The following is a 17,286-nucleotide window of genomic DNA, read 5'->3' on the forward strand; positions in this document are numbered from 1 at the left end:
GGCTTGTTTGCATTGCGCCCCCTCCCCGCGAAGCCGTGTAAGCTGATTCCACAACGAGCGCTTTTCACGAAGGGTTCCGGCATGTCGAGCATCGAACCGTCCGCGCAGGTATGCTTCCTGACCGATGACGAAGGCAAGGTCATGACCTGGAATCCGGCCTGCGCGGAGCTGTTCGGCTGGACGCCCGAGGGAGCGCCGGGGCGCGAGCTCACCGGCCTGCTGGCCGGCGAGGCAAGCTGGCCCGCGCTGGCCTCGGCGGGCGGCGGGCGCGTCCGGATCCGCTTCGCCGGCGGCGCCGAAGGCAAGGCCACCCTCTCCCTGCTCCGGCAATACGACGCGCGCGGCGAACCCCAGGGCTGGAGCGCCAGCCTCACATTGGCGCCTTCCGAGTCCCCGTCCGAAACCCAGCGCGTCGGCGCGACGCCCCTCGCCGACGTGGTCGACCTGCTTCCCGGTACCTTCTACGCCATCAACCGCGCCGGCCGTTTCGTCCTCTGGAACCATAACCTCGAGCGCCTCACCGAGATGACGCCGGACGAACTCGCCTCGGCCAAGGTCATGGACATGTTCGAGCGGCGCGACCGCCACCTGGCCCTGGAAAACTTCCGCCGCGTGTTCGAGGAAGGCGCCGAGGTCTCGATGGAGACCAACTACGTCTCGCGCAGCGGGCGCGAGACGCCGATGATGGTCGGCGGCGCCCTGGTGGCCTGCAACGGCGACCGCTACCTGTTCGGCATGGGTATCAACATCTCCAAGCGGCGCGAGAAGGAACGCCAGCTGCTCCTGAGCGAACGGGCGCTGCACGCGGCCAGCAACGGCATCGTCATCACCCGCTGTTGCGGGCGCGATAACATCATCGAGTACGTCAACCCGGCCTTCGAGCACATCTCGGGCTACCCGGCCAGCGAGGCGCTCGGGCGCGATTCGCGCTTCATGGCCGCGCCCAATTTCGATGCCCACGAGCGCAGCCAGGTGCGCCTGGCCCTGTCCGAGCGGCGCCCGGTGAATGTGGTGTTCCGCAACATGCGCAAGAACGGCGAGATCTTCTGGAACGACCTGAACATCACCCCGGTGCGCGACGAATACGGCGAAGTGACCCACTTCATCGGCATCCTGCAGGACGTCACCGCCATCAAGCAGCGCAGCGAGCACCTCGAGCACGAGATCAACCACGACGCCCTCACCGGCGCCGCCAACCGCACCCTGATGTGGGACCGCCTGGAGCACGCGGTGCACCTGGCGCAGCGCCACGGCTCGATGGTGGCGGTGGTGCTGATCGACCTCGACAACTTCAAGACCATCAACGACACCTTCGGCCACGAGGCAGGCGACGTGGTGCTCAAGGTGGTGGCGCGGCGGCTGCAGGCGGCGGTGCGCGAGAGCGACACGGTGGCGCGCATGTCGGGCGACGAATTCGTGCTGGTGCTGGTCGACCAGCCCTCGGTACGCTTCACCTTGCGCATGGCCGAGCGCCTGCAGCGCGCGATGACCTTGCCGGTGGCCTTCGGCGGCAACGAGATCCCGGTCGGCGCCAGCATGGGGGTGGCGGTGTTCCCGAACGACGGCCCGACGCCCACCGAGCTGATGCGCGCGGCCGACATGGCGATGTACCACGTCAAGAGCAACGGCGGCGGCGTCCATTTCTATTCACCCGAGATGCGCACGGCCAGCGAGAAGCGCGCGGCGCTGGCCGACAGCATCCGCAGCGCCCTCGAACACGACGAGCTGTTCCTGCTGTTCCAGCCGCGCATGGATGCGCGCAGCGGTAAGGTGCGCGGCTTCGAGGCACTGCTGCGCTGGCGCCATCCGAAGAACGGCATCATGCTGCCGGCCTCCTTCCTGGCCGAGGCCGAGGAATCCGGCAAGATGATCGAGATCGGCAACTGGGTGCTGGACCAGGCCTGCGCCTTCCTGCAGGAGCTGCGCCAGCTCGGCTACACCGGTCTGCCGGTGTCGGTCAACGTCTCGCACCGCGAGTACAGCCAGCACGGCTTCATCCCGGGCCTGGCTGCACGCATGGAGCGCTACGGGCTGCCGCCGGGCAGCCTGGAAATCGAGATTCCCGAAGCCGACCTGATCCGCAATCCCGCCCTCGGGCGCGATCTGTCGGCCCAGCTGCGCGAGGTCGGCGTGGCGCTCTCGCTCGACGAGTTCGGCAAGGGGATTTCCGACCTGTCCTTCCTGCGCCAGCTGTCGGTGCGCCAGGTGAAGCTGTCGAAAGCGGCGGTGCACGACATCGCCCTCGAAGGCAAGGGCAGCCAGCTGGCCAAGACCCTGATCGACATCGGCCACAACCTCGAGCTGGCGGTGGTCGGCGAAGCAGTCGAGACCGAGGCGCAGGTGGATTTCCTGCGCTCACATGGCTGCGACCAGCTGCAGGGGCAATGGTTCAGCGCACCGCTGATGCCCGATGCGGTGCGCCAGATGCTCGACCAGCGCTACCACGCGCAATAGTTGTCAGCCGTCCTTGTTGATACGGTTGATCAAGGCCCCGAGCACGTCTTCTGCCATTCCATTGTCGACCTGGCAGGTACCGGCATTCTCGTGCCCGCCCCCGCCGTACTCCAGCATCAGGGCGCCGATGTTGGTGTGCGAAGTCCGGTTCAGGATCGACTTTCCGGTAGCGAACACAGTGTTCTGCTGCTTCACGCCCCACAGCACGTGGATCGAGATATTGGTCTCTGGGAACAGCGCGTAGATGATGAAGCGGTTGCCGGCGTAGATCACGTCTTCCTCGCGCAGGTCGAGCACCACCAGGTTGCGGTGGACCCGGGCGCAGCGCCGGATCTGCTCCTTGCAGCGCTCGCTGTGCTCGAAGTAGAGCGTGGTGCGCTCGCGCACGTCGGGCAGTTCCATGATCTGTTCGATCGAATGCCTGGCACAGTAGTCGATCAGGGCCATCATCAGCTGGTAGTTCGAGATGCGGAACTCGTGGAAGCGGCCCAGGCCGGTCCGCGCGTCCATCAGGAAATTCAGCAGGTTCCAGCCCTGCGGGAACAGCACCTCGTCACGCGAGAAGCGCGCCGAATCGCCCTTATCGACCGCCGCCATCATGTCGTTCCAGGCGGCCGGGAAGGTCGAGGCGCCGCCGTAGTGGTCGTACACCACGCGCGCCGCCGACGGCGCCTCGGGATGGATGACGTGGTTCTCGCGCCTGCCCGTATTGCGGATGGTCTCGGACAGATGGTGGTCGAAGGCCAGGTGGGCCGCCGCCACGTAGGGCAGGTTGGTCGTGATGTCGCGCGCGCTGATCGCGATCTTGCCGTCCTGCATATCCTTCGGGTGCACGAACAGGATGTCGTCGATCAGGTCGAGGTGCTTCAGCAACACCGCGCACACCAGGCCGTCGAAGTCGCTGCGGGTTACGAGTCGGAATTTTTGCTGGTCGGCTGACATCGGCACTTCCTTTCAGGAGTCGGGGACGCGGGACGGAAAGATCATACCTTGCAATGTTTCCGATTGTCAGCCTTTGCGGTGGCGCATCCTGGCTGGGCTGGACGCCATCCATTCCCCGGATCGTGCAGGCTGTCGCACAGCACTGGCTCCATGGGAAGGCGAGGAGTAAAGTTGCATCATCCCAACAGTTGTAGTCGCCGGAAATGTTGTATTTCCGGCACGCGCAAGCGGCGACGCGGTACACTCGCCCCTTGCACTGAAAGCGAAGAATCAACATGCAAGCAAGGAAGACAAGCCCGCACTATTTTTCGAGCGCCCTGTCGTGGTTGTACCGCGGCTTCGACGCCGTGGCGACCTGGGTCACCCAGCTGTCGTGGTGGAAGTTTTTCCTGTTTGCGATCCTGACCCTCACCGCCGGTGCGATCCTGCAGGAAGAACTGTTCTCCGGCCCCGGCGAAGAATACGTCTCGCGCGCCGAGCGCGATGCCAAGCGCGGCAGCGACGCCGCCATCCTGATCGACGAGAGCGGCATCCGCTTCCACCCGCGCAGCCGCGCGCGCAGCGGCGCCGCCACGCCGGAGGCACCGGTCGCCCCGCCCGATGCATCCGAGCTGCCGGTGCCGCCGGATCCGCCGGCCGCCCCGGCCCCAAATGCCACCCCTGTCCCGCCTGCCCCACCCGCCCCGACGGCAGGCGAATCGGTCCACATCGAACTGCCGCCCCAGATCAGCGAGGAACTGTCGAACGCGATCGACGCGGCGGTGGAAGACGCGGCCGAGCAGAAGGTGTCGCGCTACCACAAGCAGGCCTCGACCTGGTTCATGAACTTCGTGCTGCTGTTCGTGCTGGCCCTGTTCGGCACCAAGGCCCTGGTCGGCGGCAAGAAGCGCGCCGAAGCGCAATCCCAGGTGGCGAACGCGGCCGCCGAGCGCGAGGCCATGCAACGCCAGCTGTCGGAAACCAGGATGCAGATGATGCAGGCCCAGGTCGAGCCGCACTTCCTGTTCAATACCCTGGCCTCGGTCGAGCACCTGATCCAGGTCGACCCGCCGCGCGCCTCGGCCATGCAGCGCAGCCTGATCCAGTACCTGCGCGCAGTGCTGCCGCAGATGCGCGACAACGCCGTCGTCACCGGCCTTGGGCGCGAGGTGGACATGGTCACGGCCTACCTGGCCCTGCTCAAGATGCGCATGGAAGAGCGCCTGACGGTGGTGATGCAGGTGCCGGAGGGCCTGCGCAGCGCCGCCTTCCCGCCGATGATGCTGCAGTCGATGGTCGAGAACGCGATCAAGCACGGCCTCGAGTGCAAGCCGGAAGGCGGCACCCTGAAGATCCAGGCCGAGGTGATCCACAGCAAGCTGGTCGTCACCGTCACCGACGACGGCGTCGGCTTCGGCGTGGTGCCGAGCGACGGCACCGGCCTCGGCCTGCAGACCATCCGCGACCGCCTCAAGCTGCTGCACGGCGAGGCCGGCCAGCTGCACATCGCGGCCAACAGCCCGAGCGGCGTGATCGCCATGATCGAGGTGCCTTACCAGCTGTCGAAGTAATGCCGGGTGACTTGCCTGCCACGCTGTTTCATTGAATAATTATTAAATCCTTACCCTCAGAGACGACCATGCCTACTGCGATCATTGCCGACGACGAAAGACTGATGCGCGACCAGCTGCGCCTGCGCCTGTCCGAGGCCTGGCCGGAACTGGACATCATCGGCGAAGCCAAGAACGGCGAGGAAGCCGTGGAACTGGTGGACCAGCTCAAACCCGACCTGACCTTCCTCGACATCCGCATGCCGGGCAAGACCGGCATGGAAGCGGCGCGCGACATCGGCGACCGCAGCCAGATCGTGTTCGTTACCGCCTACGACCAGTACGCGGTGGAAGCCTTCGAGCGCGGCGCGATCGACTACGTGCTCAAGCCGACCGAGCCGGAGCGCCTGAAGCTCACGGTGGACCGCCTCAAGACACGCCTGGAGCGCCCGGCCGAGCGCGCCAACGTCAACGACAGCGTGCAGGCGATGCTGTCGCAGCTGGCCGAGAAGATCGGCGCGCCGAAACCCCGGCACCTGCAGTGGATCCAGGCCAGCATCGGCCAGGACTTGCGCATGATCCCGGTGGAGGACATCCTGTTCTTCCGTTCGGACGAAAAGTACACCTGCGTGCAGACCGCCAGCTTCGAAGCCCTGATCCGCAAGCCGGTGCGCGACCTGGCCGAGGAACTCGACCCTTCGCTGTTCTGGCAGATCCACCGCGCCACCCTGGTCAACGTCAACGCGATCGAGGGCGTGACGCGCGACATCCGCGGCAGGCACCTGGTGCTGGTCAAGGGCAGACCGGAGAAACTCGAGGTGAGCCGCAGCTTCCTGCATCTGTTCAAGCAAATGTAATTGGCGGCAGGGGGCGATTCCGCCCCCCCCCGCGCCCCACTCCGCCCCCTTTGTCTCGCATCAAGCCCCACCCCTTCCCCACGCCGTAATGTAGAGCTCCCGGCCCCACGGCCCTTCATTCGCAGCTCCCGCATGACACCACAGCGACGCTTCCGCCGGCGCAGTCCGGGCACGGCGGTTCTCGTATTCTCCTTCCTGGGCGGATACTGTGCCGGCCATGCCGCCGCCGCGCTGCGCCGGGCGCGCAGCGTGCACCGCCCCGCGCGCGCCTTCGACGGGCGGCGCATCGTCAACAGTGCCAGCGATGCCATCCTGTCGATCGACGAGCACGCCGTCATCCTGTTCGCCAACCCGGCCGCGGCCCACATGTTCGCCAGCAGCGTCACCGCCATGCAGGGCAGCTCGCTGGCGCGCTTCATCCAGACGCCGCTGCGCAACGCCCGCACACCCTACGACTACTTTCCGGCCGGCAGCGGGCGCGCGGGACGGCGCGCCACCGACTACGCCGTCACCGGCATCCGCGGCAACGGCCAGCTGTTTCCGATCGAAGGCTCGATCTCCACCATCGAGCACGACGGGCACGAGGTCTGCACCGTGATCCTGCGCGACGTCTCCGAACGCCACCTGGTGCAGCAGAAACTGGCGCGCTCGCACGACCAGCTGCGCCAGCTGTCCTCGGCGCTGCAGACCATCCGCGAAGAAGAGCGCACCCACATCGCGCGCGAGCTGCACGACGACCTCGGCCAGCTGCTGGCCTCGCTGCGCATGGACCTGACCCTGCTGCAGGGGAACAACCAGCTGCCCGAACCGAGCCAGCGCCTGATCGAAGGCATGGAAAGCAACCTCCTGATGGCGATCGCCTCGCTGCGCCGCATCGCCACCAACCTGCGCCCGCGCGCGCTCGACGAAGGCGGGCTGTATTTCGCCCTGCAGGGCTTGCGCGACGAATTCGTCGAACGCCACGGCATCGTCTGCGCCCTGCTGGCCGACGAGGCCGAGCTGCGCCTCGACGATACCGCCAGCACCGCCGTGTTCCGCATCGTGCAGGAGGCGCTCACCAACATCGCGCGCCATGCCGGCGCCACGCGCGTCGTGCTCAAGCTCGACCGCACCGACGGCGAGCTGCTGCTGACCATCCGCGACGACGGCCGCGGCATCCGTGCCGAAGACATGGAAAAGAAAGAATCGCTGGGCCTGGTCGGCATGCGCGAACGGGTCTGGGCCATGGACGGCGAGATCACCATCAGCATCGATGCGGAGGCCGGCACCCGCATCGACATCGTGCTCCCGCTGGCCGGCCGCATCATGGGGGAGGAAACCACGGGTTGAGCGGCGCGCGCTGTTGGCTTGGCAGGACGGCATATCAGGATGTCACTAAGCGGAAATATTCCGTAGGTAATATCCGCCTCGATCTGAGTTTATTAAGAACTCGACATCCTGTCCAACACCAAAGGAGCTCTTCATGAAGTGCAAAACCCTGGCAGCTGCGCTGCTGTCGTCCCTCCCGCTGTTCGCCCACGCCCAGAGCAACGTCACGATCTATGGCGTGATGGACGCAGCGATCGCTGTGGAAGACACCGACGCACCAGGTGAAGACAGCCGCACCGTGATCAATTCGGGTAACCAGTCGAGCAGCCGTATCGGCTTCCGCGGTACCGAAGACCTGGGCAACGGCCTGAAAGCGCTGTTCAACATCGAAGCCGGCGTCGCCCTCGACACCGGCGCCGCGGATTCCGCCCTGTTCGGCCGCCGCGCCGTGGTCGGCCTGCAAGGCAACTTCGGCACCCTGACCGTCGGCCGCGAATACAGCCCGATCGCCGCCGTGGCCGCCGCCACCGACGTCCTGGGCCAGGGCCTGTACGGCAGCAACCTGTCGGCCTTCGCCACCAACCGCCTGACCCGCCGCCTGGCCAACTCGGTCAACTACAAGAGCAATGCCATGAGCGGCTTCACCGTCAACGCCGCCTACTCGACCGGCGAAAAGACCGTCGAGCCGTCGGGCGACCTGATGGGCGTGTCGCTGGAATACAAGACCGGCGGCCTGTACCTTGGCGCCGGCTATCACGTGATCGAGCGCCTGGCGACCGGCGACGACAAGGAACTCGCCTTCGGCGCCGGCTACACCTTCGGCGCCTTCGAGATCAAGGGCAACTACCTGGTGGCCGACCAGACCGGCGCCAACAACGAGTACAAGAACGCCAACATCGGCGCCGCCTTCACCACCGGCCCGAACAAGTTCTTCCTGAACTTCCAGCAGCAGAAGCTTGAATCTGGCGCCAAGGGCAACACTGTGTCGCTGGCCTACACCTACGCGCTGTCGAAGCGCACCAACATCTACACGACCTACGCCCAGCTGCGCAATAACGGCCGCGGCGTGTTCGGCATCAGCTCGTCGTCGGTGGCCATCGCCCCGCCGGCCACCGCGCTGGGCGCCGATCCGCGCGTGTTCAACGTCGGCGTGCGTCACTCCTTCTAAGCTTCCCCTGCGACGCGGCGCAAGCCGCGTGTCTCTACAATGCCGGCCCTGCCGGCATTTTCTGTTTACGCTCCCGTCCCGCGCTTGACCCGCTCCCCTTCGGCGCGCAAGCGAATGTGGCCGAATTTTCACGTTTAATACGCTTGTCACAGCCTTGCGGCAGCCCGCAGGCTGGGTCACGCATGCACCGCAAGCACGGTGCGCACGATTGAAATGATGAACGATTGCGCAACTTTGCTTCCGGTATGATCGTCAGCAAATCTGACAATTTTTGTTTCCAGCTCTCGGTTCGAAGGGGTAGCGCATGACGACAGCGGCACGGCGGCTCGATGGAAACCTGCAGGGGGCCATCAAGGGTGTCGACCTGGCACAGGACGACGAACTCCACATGCAGGGGCTGGATGCCCTGCGCAATGCCATCGAGGAACGCATGGCCCAGCTGCTGGCCGAGTCCGGCGACCAGGCCGACCTGCTGGGCGGCGCCATGCGCGCCGGCGCGCTCAGCGCGGGCAAGCGCATGCGCCCGCTGCTGGTGATGCTGGTGGCGCGCGACCTCGGCTGCACCTCGCCGGCCCTGGCCGATGTCGCCTGTGCGGTCGAGATGGTGCATGCGGCTTCCCTGATCCTGGACGACATGCCCTGCATGGACAACGCCCGGCTGCGGCGCGGCAAGCCGGCCATCCACGTCCAGTATGGGGAAGACCTCGCCATCCTGGCCTCGGTGGCGCTGCTGAGCCGCGCGTTCGGCGTGCTGGCGAGCGCCGGCGACATCCCGCCGGTGACGCGCGCGCGCCTGGTGGCACGCCTGAGCGACACGGTCGGCAGCCAGGGGCTGGTGCGCGGCCAGTTCCAGGACCTGCACGGCGGCGCGCGCACGCTCGACGCGATCGCCACCACCAATGAACTCAAGACTGGCGTGCTGCTCGGCGTCGCGGTAGACATGGCCGCCATCGTCGCCCAGGCCGACGAGCGCGTGGCAGCCTCGCTGCGCGCCTTCGCGCTGGCGGCCGGCCACGCCTTCCAGATCCGCGACGACTTCCTCGATCTGCCGGGAGAAGACATCGCGCTCACCGGCAGCGGGAGCGGCAAGGACACCGGCAAGGACCTCGGCAAGGCCACCCTGCTCGCCTCGCTCGGCGCGGATGAAGCGCAGCGCCGGCTGGCGCGCCATCTGCACGATGCGCAGCGGCACCTGGGCGATGCGCTCGGCGCCGCGGCCGGCACGCGCCGCTTCGTGGGCGGCCTGTTCGCGCAGGGCCGTGCGCGCCTGCGCTTTCCGGCCGACGCCGCGCGCAGCCGCGAAGCGCTGGTGAACTGAGCCCGGGGAAGCATCACATGGCGCACTTCGGGGTCGTCGCACCGGCCTTCTACAGCCATTTCAGCGCCCTCGGCGCGCTCGCGGGCGAGCTGGTGGAACGCGGCCACCGCGTCAGCTTCATCCACCGCCCGGACGCCGCCGCCTACGTGAACGACGCGCGGCTTGGCTTCCAGGCGGTCGGCGCCGACACCCATCCGCCCGGTTCGCTCGCGGCCGCGCTGCGGCGCGCCGCCAACCCGGGCGGACCGTTCGGACTGCGCCGCGTCATCCTCGACATGGCCGCCGGTACCGACATGCTGTGCCGCGAACTGCCGCGCGCCATCGTTACCCTCGGCATCGACGCCATCATCGCCGACCAGATGGAGGCCGCCGGCGGGCTGGTCGCGGAAGGACTCGGCCTGCCCTTCGCTTCGGTCGCCTGCGCGCTGCCGGTGAACCGCGAGCCCGGCATCCCGCTGCCCGTCATGCCCTTCGACTATGCCGACGACGAGCGCGCCCACAAGGTCTGCGAAGGCAGCACCCGCGTCTACGACTGGATGATGGCGCCGCACCGGCGCAGTATCGCGGCCAATGCGCGCCGCCTCGGCCTGGCTGCGCGCGACGGACTGCACGAGTGCCTGTCGCCGCTGGCCCAGCTCAGCCAGACCGTGGCCGCCTTCGACTTCCCGCGCCGCGCGCTGCCGCCGCACTTCCACCACGTGGGACCGCTGCGCCCCACCGGCAAGCGTGCCGCCGGCGCGCCACGGCACGGCATGCCCGCCATCGCGGCCGGCCGGCCCTTCGTGTTCGCCTCGCTGGGCACCATGCAGGGCGGGCGCCTGGCGCTGTTCAAGCGCATCGCCCACGCCTGCCGCTCCCTCGACGTGCAGCTGCTGGTCGCGCACTGCGGCGGACTGGATGCCCGCCAGGAACGCGTCCTCGAGCGCGCCGGCGCCACCTGGGTCTGCGACTTCGCCAACCAGCAGGCGGTGCTGGCACGCGCCGACGCGGTGGTCTCGCACGCGGGGTCGAACACGGTCATGGACGCAATCGCCGCGCGCACGCCGATCCTGGCGCTGCCGATCGCCTTCGACCAGCCCGGCACGGCGGCGCGCGTGGTGCACGCCGGCGTCGGCCTGAAGGCATCTGCGCGGTTTGCCGGCAGCGCCCAGCTGGCGTCCCTGCTGCAACGCCTGCTCCGCGAAGGCGCATTCGCGGACCGGCTGGAAGCGCTGTCCGGCAGCGTGATCTCCGCCGGCGGCACGCCGCGCGCGGCCGACATCATCGAGGCGGCGCTGCAGCTGCGGCGCCAGCCGGGACAAGCACCCGTCGGCGCAGCCGCCCTTGGATAAGCCCGTGCCTTCCGCTCCCTACTACGACCTGGTGCTGGCCGGCGGCGGCCTCGCCAACGGCCTGCTGGCCTGGCGCCTGCGCAGCCTGCGCCCGGAGCTGCGCATCCTGCTGCTCGAGGCGGACGAGCACATCGGCGGCAACCACACCTGGTCCTTCCACGATACCGACCTGACCCCGGGCCAGCGGGCCTGGATCGCGCCCCTGGTCTCGCACCGCTGGCCGCGCTACGAGGTCGCCTTTCCCGAGCTGGCGCGCACGCTGGAAGGCGGCTACGCCAGCATCGCTTCCGGCGACTTCGCGCGCGTGATCGAGGCGGCGCTCGGCCCCGCCCTCTTGACGCGCGCACGGATCGCCTCCGTCGCGCCGACCCAGGTAGTGCTGGCGGACGGCGAAACCGTCCACGCCGGCGCCGTCATCGACGGGCGCGGCATGCGCACGACCGACCGCCTCTCGCTCGGCTACCAGACCTTCCTCGGCCAGGAACTGCGCCTGGCCGCGCCGCACGGCTTGCGCGGGCCGGTCATCATGGACGCCACCGTCGAACAGCAGGGCGGCTACCGTTTCGTCTACCTGCTGCCCTTCGGGCCGGACCGGGTACTGGTCGAGGACACCCATTACGTCGACAGCGCGGCCTGGCAGCCGGAACGGCTGCGCGCCAACATCGCGGCCTACGTGAAGGCACGCAGCTGGCGCGTGCTTGACCTCCTGCGCGAGGAGCAGGGCTCGCTGCCGATCGTGCTGGCCGGCGACTTCGACGCCTTCTGGGCCGACCTGGAGGGCCAGCCCAGCAGCGGCCTGCGCGCCGGCCTGTTCCACCCGACCACCGGCTATTCGCTGCCGCATGCGGTGCGGCTCGCCGACCACATCGCTGCCCTGCACGATCTGGGCGCCCCGGCCCTGTTCGCGGCCATCCGCGCCGAGGCGCGGCGCGAGTGGCAGGGCCAGCGCTTCTTCCGGCTGCTCAACCGCATGCTCTTCCTCGCCGGCCGCCCGGAACAGCGCTGGCGCGTGATGCAGCGCTTCTACCGCCTGCCGGCGCCCTTGATCGCACGCTTCTATGCCGGCCGCCCGCACCTGGGCGACAAGGCGCGCCTGCTCAGCGGCAAACCGCCGGTGCCGGTGGCGCAAGCCCTGGCGGCGGCGTGCAAGATCCACCCCGACCAGATCAGGAAACCAGCATGAACGAACAAAAGAAGGCCGTGGTGATCGGCGCCGGTTTCGGCGGCCTGGCCCTCGCGATCCGGCTGCAGGCCAGCGGCACCCAGGTCACCCTGCTGGAAAAGCGCGACAAGCCGGGCGGCCGCGCCTATGTCTACGAAGACCAGGGCTTCGTGTTCGACGCCGGCCCGACCGTGATCACCGACCCGTCCTGCATCGAGGAGCTGTTCACGCTGGCGGGCAAGCGCATGGCCGACTACGTGGAGCTGCTGCCGGTCGCGCCCTTCTACCGCCTGTGCTGGGAAGACGGCAGTCACTTCGACTATGCCAACGACCAGGAGGCGCTCGACCGCCAGATCCATGCGCGCAATCCGGCCGACGTGGAAGGCTACCGGCGCTTCCTGGCCTATTCGAAAGCGGTGTTCGACGAGGGCTACCTGAAGCTGGGCGCCGTGCCTTTCCTGTCCTTCCGCGACATGATCGCGGCCGGCCCGCAGCTGGCGCGGCTGCAGGCCTGGCGCAGCGTCTACGGCCAGGTGGCGCGCTTCATCCAGGACGAGCAGCTGCGCCAGGCCTTTTCCTTCCATTCGCTACTGGTGGGCGGCAATCCCTTCGCCACCAGCGCGATCTACACCCTGATCCATGCCCTGGAGCGGCAATGGGGCGTGTGGTTCCCGCGCGGCGGCACCGGCGCCCTGGTGCGCGCCCTGGTGCGCCTGTTCCAGGACATCGGCGGCCGCATCGAACTGAACGCCCCGGTTGCGCGCATCGAAGCCGAAGGCGGCCGCGTGAGCGGCGTGCGAGCCGAGGACGGACGCCTGTTCGCCGCCGATGCGGTGGCCTCGAATGCCGACGTGGTCCACACCTACGACAAGCTGCTCGGCCAGCACCCGCGCGGCGCGGCGCAGGGCGAGGCGCTGCGCAAGAAGCGCTTCAGCAATTCGCTGTTCGTGCTGTATTTCGGCCTCGACCGGCATCACGCGCAGTTGCAGCACCATACGGTCTGCTTCGGCCCGCGCTACCGCGCCCTGATCAAGGACATCTTCCAGGGCCAGGAACTGGCCGAGGATTTCTCGCTCTACCTGCACGCGCCCTGCGTGACCGACCCCTCGCTGGCGCCGCCCGGCTGCGGCAGCCATTACGTGCTGGCGCCGGTGCCGCACCTGGGCAATGCGCCGATCGACTGGGAGACCGAGGGCCCGCGCTACCGCGACCGCATCCTCGACTACCTCGAGCAGCGCTACATGCCGGGCCTGCGCAGCCAGCTGGTCACCAGCAGCTTCTTCACCCCGGTCGACTTCCGCGACCAGCTCAACGCCCACCTCGGCTCGGCCTTTTCGCTGGAACCGATCCTGACCCAGAGCGCCTGGTTCCGCCCGCACAACCGCGACAGCGCGCTGTCCAACCTCTACCTGGTGGGCGCCGGTACCCACCCGGGCGCCGGCGTGCCGGGCGTGATCGGCTCGGCCAAGGCGACCGCCGGCCTGATGATCGCCGACCTGGCGCAGGCATGGACACCCGGCATCGCCGGGGAGGCGGTGCGGGCATGAGCGAAACATTGATGGACCATGCCACCCGCAGCATCGAGGTCGGGTCGAAAAGCTTCGCCGCGGCGGCCCGCCTGTTCGATCCGGCGACGCGGCGCAGCGTGCTGATGCTGTATGCCTGGTGCCGCTATTGCGACGACGTGGTCGACGGCCAGGAGCTCGGCTTCAATGTGGCCGCGCCTGCAAGCCACGATGCGGCCGGCGCGCTCGCGCTGCTCGAGGCCCAGACCCGCCGCGCCTATGCCGGCGAAACGATGCAGGACCCGGCCTTCGCCGCTTTCCGGGAAGTGGCCCTGCGCCACCGCATCGACCCGCGCTTCGCGTTCGACCACCTGGCCGGCTTCGCCATGGACGTCGAGGGCGCGCGCTACGAGACCATCGAAGACCTGCTGCGCTACTGCTACCACGTGGCCGGGGTGGTCGGATTGATGATGGCCTCGATCATGGGCGCCCGTGATCCCCGTGTGCTGGACCGCGCCTGCGACCTGGGACTGGCCTTCCAGCTCACCAACATCGCGCGCGACATCGTCGAGGATGCCCGCATGGGCCGCTGCTACCTGCCGGCCCAGTGGCTGCGCGAGGCCGGCATCCCGCCGCACGAACTGGCCGAGCCGCGCCACCGCGCGGCCCTGGCCCGGGTGGCGGCGCGGCTGGTGGACCATGCCGAGCCCTATTACGACTCGGCGCGCGCAGGGATTGCCGCCCTGCCCCTGCGCTCGGCCTGGGCGATTGCGAGCGCGCGCAATGTTTATCGCCAGATCGGGATCGAAGTGAAGCGGCGCGGACCGCGTGCCTGGGACGAGCGCGCCGGCACCAGCAAGGCGACCAAGCTGTGGCTGCTGGCGAAAGGCGCCGGCAGCGCCCTCGCCTCGCGTTTCAGTGCGCGTGATCCCGGGACGCGTCCGGCGGCGCTGTGGCAGCGTCCGGGCGCTTCGGCGGACGTCCGCCGTGCAGCGCATGCAAGCGCTGCTTGAGGCTGGACACCGGCGGCGCATACAGGAAACCGAAGGAGACCGCGCCGTCCTTGCCTTCCACCGCATGGTGCATGCGGTGGGCCTGGTACAGGCGCTTCAGGTAGCCGCTGCGCGGCGTATAGCGGAAGGGCCAGCGCTGGTGCACCAGGCCGTCGTGGGCGACGAAGTAGAGGAAACCATAGGCCGTCATGCCGGCGCCGATCCATTGCAGCGGCCAGGCGCCGCGGGTGCCGAACCAGATCAGGGCGATCGCCACGCCCGCGAACACGACGGCGTACAGGTCGTTCTTCTCGAACCAGCCCGTGCGCGGCTCGTGGTGCGAGCGGTGCCAGCCCCAGCCGAAACCGTGCATGACGTACTTGTGCGCGACGATGGAAAACACTTCCATCAGCACGACGGTGAGCACGACGATGAAGGCGTTGAGCAGCATGGCGCGAACCGGATAAGGGGAGTACGGCGAGCCTATCACAGGCGCCGGCGCGCACGCCATCCGGAGCGGTTCACCGGCGGTACAACATTTTCGATTTGAAAGGACATTCATGCCTAAACTGGTTTCCGTCCTGCTCTCCTGCAGCTTCCTGCTGGCGGCAAGCCCTGCCCCGGCCGCGACCATCGAAGTCCGTGTATCGAACGTGGCCGGCGGCAAGGGCAAGGTCAATGTTGCCGTGTGCGACCGCGAACGCTTCCTCAAGCAGTGCGCCTACAGCGCCTCGGTGCCGGCCCGGGCCGGCGAGACCGTGGTCAGCCTGAAGGACATTCCGGCCGGTACCTGGGCGGTGCTGGCCTACCAGGACGAGAATGAAAACAGCGAGCTCGATCGCAATTTCATTGGCATCCCGAAGGAGAACTACGGTTTCAGCCGCGATGCCGCCGGCCGTTTCGGGCCGCCCGGCTTCGACGACGCCGCCATCGAGGTCCGTGAGGGAACGACCCTTGCCCCGATCCGGCTCCACTGAGGCAAAAAACGCCCGGCGACGGTGCGCCGGGGCGCCGGTACGCACTCTCCGGGAGCAAGCCTGCGCGCCCTAGAAAATAACGATAGGAATCAGATAATTCTTCGGGTATCTTTGTGGTCTCACGAGTGGCCGGACAGCGTTTTCGGCCATGATCGATAACACGGACGCAGGCTGGGATGCCTGCGCTTGCTTGCTAGGGGAACACCTTCATGAATGAGTTGGTCAACACCATCAACGGCTATGTCTGGAGTACGGCGCTGATCGCGCTGTGCCTGGGCGCCGGCCTGTATTTTTCCATCCGCTCGCGCTTCCTGCAAGTGCGGCACGTGCGCGAGATGACGCGCCTGATGATGGACGGGAAAAGCTCCGACCAGGGCGTCTCGTCCTTCCAGGCACTGACGATGACGCTGGCCGGCCGCGTCGGCACCGGCAACATCGCCGGTGTCGCCACCGCCATCACCTTCGGCGGCCCCGGCGCCGTGTTCTGGATGTGGATGGTGGCCTTCCTGGGCGCCAGCTCGGCCTTCGTCGAGTCCACCCTCGGCCAGGTCTACAAGGAATCGATCAACAAGCAATACCGCGGCGGTCCCGCCTTCTACATCGAGAAGGGCCTGGGCGTGAAATGGTATGCGCTGCTGTTCGCCTTCGTGACCATCTTCGCGACCGGCGTGCTGCTGCCGGGCGTGCAGGCCAACTCCATCGCCGAAAGCCTGAAGACCGCCGCCGGCGTCGACACCACCGTGACCGGCGTAATTCTTTCCATCGTGCTGGCCTTCATCATCTTCGGCGGCGTCAAGCGCATTGCCAGCTTCGCCGAATTCGTGGTGCCCTTCATGGCGCTGGGCTACATCGTGGTGGCCTGCATCATCGTCGCCCTGCACATCGACCAGTTGCCGCGCGTGATCTCGCTGATCTTCAGCTCGGCCTTCGGCATGGACGCCGCCTTCGGCGCCATCATCGGCATGGCGATCCAGTGGGGCGTCAAGCGCGGCGTGTATTCGAACGAAGCCGGCCAGGGCACCGGTCCGCACGCCTCGTCGGCCGCTGAAGTGAGCCACCCCGCCAAGCAGGGCCTGGTGCAGGGCTTCTCGGTCTACGTCGACACCCTGTTCGTGTGCTCGGCCACCGCCTTCATGCTGCTGGTGACGGGCCAGTACAACGTCCAGGCGCCGGACGGCACCCCGATGTTCGTCGGCGTGCAGGGCGTCGCTTCCGGCCCGGGCTATGTCCAGACCGCGCTGGAAAACATCATGCCGGGCTTCGGCGCGCTGTTCGTCGCCATCGCCCTGCTGTTCTTTGCCTTCACGACGATCGTGGCCTACTACTACATCGCCGAAACCAATATCGCCTACATCAACCGCGCCACCAACCGTCCCTGGATGGCCTTCGTCCTGAAGCTGTGCATCATCGGCGCCACCTTCTACGGCACCATCAAGACCGCCGATGCCGCATGGGCGCTGGGCGACCTGGGCGTGGGCCTGATGGCCTGGCTGAACATCATCGCGATCCTGTTGCTGCGTAACGTGGCCTTCAAGTGCCTGCGCGACTACGAAGCCCAGAAGGCCCAGGGCAAGGATCCGGTCTTCGATCCGGTCGCGCTGGGCATCAAGGGCGCCGACTACTGGGTGCAGCGCAACGCTCAAGCCGCCCAGGCGGGCAGGGCAAGCGGCGGCACGGTAGCAACCGAGACCGCCAGCTAAGCCTCCTCCGGCGGCCGCGCTTCCAGTGCGGCCGCCGAGTCGA

14 protein-coding genes are annotated in these 17,286 nt (G+C 67.8%); 12 read left to right on the top strand and 2 right to left on the bottom strand.

Annotated features, from left to right (window positions below):
* The first annotated feature begins 81 nt into the window (after positions 1-81).
* A complete protein-coding gene (locus ACSQ25_RS17150) occupies positions 82-2,454 on the top strand; it encodes an EAL domain-containing protein (RefSeq protein ID WP_436106879.1) in 2,373 nt (790 codons plus the stop codon).
* Positions 2,455-2,457: 3 nt separating this feature from the next.
* Here the strand turns inward: ACSQ25_RS17150 and ACSQ25_RS17155 are convergent, their stop codons facing one another.
* Positions 2,458-3,396: an exopolyphosphatase gene (locus ACSQ25_RS17155; protein ID WP_436106880.1), complete on the bottom strand. Its 939-nt coding sequence runs from the start codon at positions 3,394-3,396 to the stop codon at positions 2,458-2,460.
* Between the two features lie 275 nt (positions 3,397-3,671).
* On the opposite strand from ACSQ25_RS17155, the gene ACSQ25_RS17160 reads away from it, so the two are divergent.
* From ACSQ25_RS17160 to crtB, 9 genes are all read left to right on the top strand, one after another.
* The gene (locus ACSQ25_RS17160; RefSeq protein ID WP_436106881.1) at positions 3,672-4,946 is read left to right on the top strand and encodes a sensor histidine kinase; all 1,275 of its coding nucleotides are present in this window, start codon (positions 3,672-3,674) and stop codon (positions 4,944-4,946) included.
* Positions 4,947-5,014: 68 nt separating this feature from the next.
* On the top strand, positions 5,015-5,782 hold the full coding sequence (locus ACSQ25_RS17165) for a LytR/AlgR family response regulator transcription factor (RefSeq protein ID WP_436106882.1): 768 nt from the start codon (positions 5,015-5,017) through the stop codon (positions 5,780-5,782).
* Between the two features lie 132 nt (positions 5,783-5,914).
* Positions 5,915-7,111 carry an ATP-binding protein gene (locus tag ACSQ25_RS17170; RefSeq protein WP_436106883.1) on the top strand — a complete coding sequence of 399 codons (1,197 nt, stop codon included), beginning with the start codon at positions 5,915-5,917 and terminating at the stop codon, positions 7,109-7,111.
* 133 nt (positions 7,112-7,244) lie between these two features.
* On the top strand, positions 7,245-8,258 hold the full coding sequence (locus ACSQ25_RS17175) for a porin (protein ID WP_436106884.1): 1,014 nt from the start codon (positions 7,245-7,247) through the stop codon (positions 8,256-8,258).
* A gap of 304 nt (positions 8,259-8,562) precedes the next feature.
* The gene (locus tag ACSQ25_RS17180) at positions 8,563-9,576 is read left to right on the top strand and encodes a polyprenyl synthetase family protein (protein ID WP_436106885.1); all 1,014 of its coding nucleotides are present in this window, start codon (positions 8,563-8,565) and stop codon (positions 9,574-9,576) included.
* A gap of 17 nt (positions 9,577-9,593) precedes the next feature.
* Positions 9,594-10,907: a glycosyltransferase gene (locus ACSQ25_RS17185; protein ID WP_436106886.1), complete on the top strand. Its 1,314-nt coding sequence runs from the start codon at positions 9,594-9,596 to the stop codon at positions 10,905-10,907.
* Between the two features lie 4 nt (positions 10,908-10,911).
* Positions 10,912-12,090, top strand: a complete 1,179-nt coding sequence (crtY, locus tag ACSQ25_RS17190; protein WP_436106887.1) for a lycopene beta-cyclase CrtY — start codon at positions 10,912-10,914, stop codon at positions 12,088-12,090.
* A complete protein-coding gene (locus ACSQ25_RS17195; protein WP_436106888.1) occupies positions 12,087-13,616 on the top strand; it encodes a phytoene desaturase in 1,530 nt (509 codons plus the stop codon). Before crtY ends, ACSQ25_RS17195 begins: the two co-directional genes overlap by 4 nt.
* Positions 13,613-14,587, top strand: a complete 975-nt coding sequence (gene crtB / locus ACSQ25_RS17200; RefSeq protein WP_436106889.1) for a 15-cis-phytoene synthase CrtB — start codon at positions 13,613-13,615, stop codon at positions 14,585-14,587. Before ACSQ25_RS17195 ends, crtB begins: the two co-directional genes overlap by 4 nt.
* On the opposite strand, the gene ACSQ25_RS17205 is transcribed toward crtB, so the two are convergent.
* Entirely contained in the window at positions 14,490-15,017 is a 528-nt protein-coding gene (locus ACSQ25_RS17205) for a sterol desaturase family protein (RefSeq protein WP_436106890.1), read from the bottom strand. The two genes, crtB and ACSQ25_RS17205, sit on opposite strands and share 98 nt — an antisense overlap.
* A 109-nt stretch (positions 15,018-15,126) precedes the next feature.
* Between ACSQ25_RS17205 and ACSQ25_RS17210 the strand changes: the two genes are divergently transcribed.
* Together ACSQ25_RS17210 and ACSQ25_RS17215 are read left to right on the top strand one after the other, a co-directional pair.
* Entirely contained in the window at positions 15,127-15,543 is a 417-nt protein-coding gene (locus ACSQ25_RS17210; RefSeq protein WP_436106891.1) for a DUF2141 domain-containing protein, read from the top strand.
* A gap of 209 nt (positions 15,544-15,752) precedes the next feature.
* Entirely contained in the window at positions 15,753-17,243 is a 1,491-nt protein-coding gene (locus ACSQ25_RS17215) for an alanine/glycine:cation symporter family protein (RefSeq protein WP_436106892.1), read from the top strand.
* Positions 17,244-17,286 lie beyond the last annotated feature (43 nt).

This window comes from Massilia sp. LjRoot122, assembly GCF_964252725.1.
GTDB lineage: Bacteria > Pseudomonadota > Gammaproteobacteria > Burkholderiales > Burkholderiaceae_D > Telluria.

Coding starts and splice junctions, on each gene's coding strand:
- ACSQ25_RS17150 (WP_436106879.1), top strand. CDS start 82: ATGTCGAGCATCGAACCGTCCGCGCAGGTATGCTTCCTGACCGATGAC.
- ACSQ25_RS17205 (WP_436106890.1), bottom strand. CDS start 15,017: ATGCTGCTCAACGCCTTCATCGTCGTGCTCACCGTCGTGCTGATGGAA.
- crtB (WP_436106889.1), top strand. CDS start 13,613: ATGAGCGAAACATTGATGGACCATGCCACCCGCAGCATCGAGGTCGGG.
- ACSQ25_RS17170 (WP_436106883.1), top strand. CDS start 5,915: ATGACACCACAGCGACGCTTCCGCCGGCGCAGTCCGGGCACGGCGGTT.
- ACSQ25_RS17175 (WP_436106884.1), top strand. CDS start 7,245: ATGAAGTGCAAAACCCTGGCAGCTGCGCTGCTGTCGTCCCTCCCGCTG.
- ACSQ25_RS17210 (WP_436106891.1), top strand. CDS start 15,127: ATGCCTAAACTGGTTTCCGTCCTGCTCTCCTGCAGCTTCCTGCTGGCG.
- ACSQ25_RS17160 (WP_436106881.1), top strand. CDS start 3,672: ATGCAAGCAAGGAAGACAAGCCCGCACTATTTTTCGAGCGCCCTGTCG.
- ACSQ25_RS17215 (WP_436106892.1), top strand. CDS start 15,753: ATGAATGAGTTGGTCAACACCATCAACGGCTATGTCTGGAGTACGGCG.
- ACSQ25_RS17155 (WP_436106880.1), bottom strand. CDS start 3,396: ATGTCAGCCGACCAGCAAAAATTCCGACTCGTAACCCGCAGCGACTTC.
- ACSQ25_RS17185 (WP_436106886.1), top strand. CDS start 9,594: ATGGCGCACTTCGGGGTCGTCGCACCGGCCTTCTACAGCCATTTCAGC.
- ACSQ25_RS17165 (WP_436106882.1), top strand. CDS start 5,015: ATGCCTACTGCGATCATTGCCGACGACGAAAGACTGATGCGCGACCAG.
- ACSQ25_RS17180 (WP_436106885.1), top strand. CDS start 8,563: ATGACGACAGCGGCACGGCGGCTCGATGGAAACCTGCAGGGGGCCATC.
- ACSQ25_RS17195 (WP_436106888.1), top strand. CDS start 12,087: ATGAACGAACAAAAGAAGGCCGTGGTGATCGGCGCCGGTTTCGGCGGC.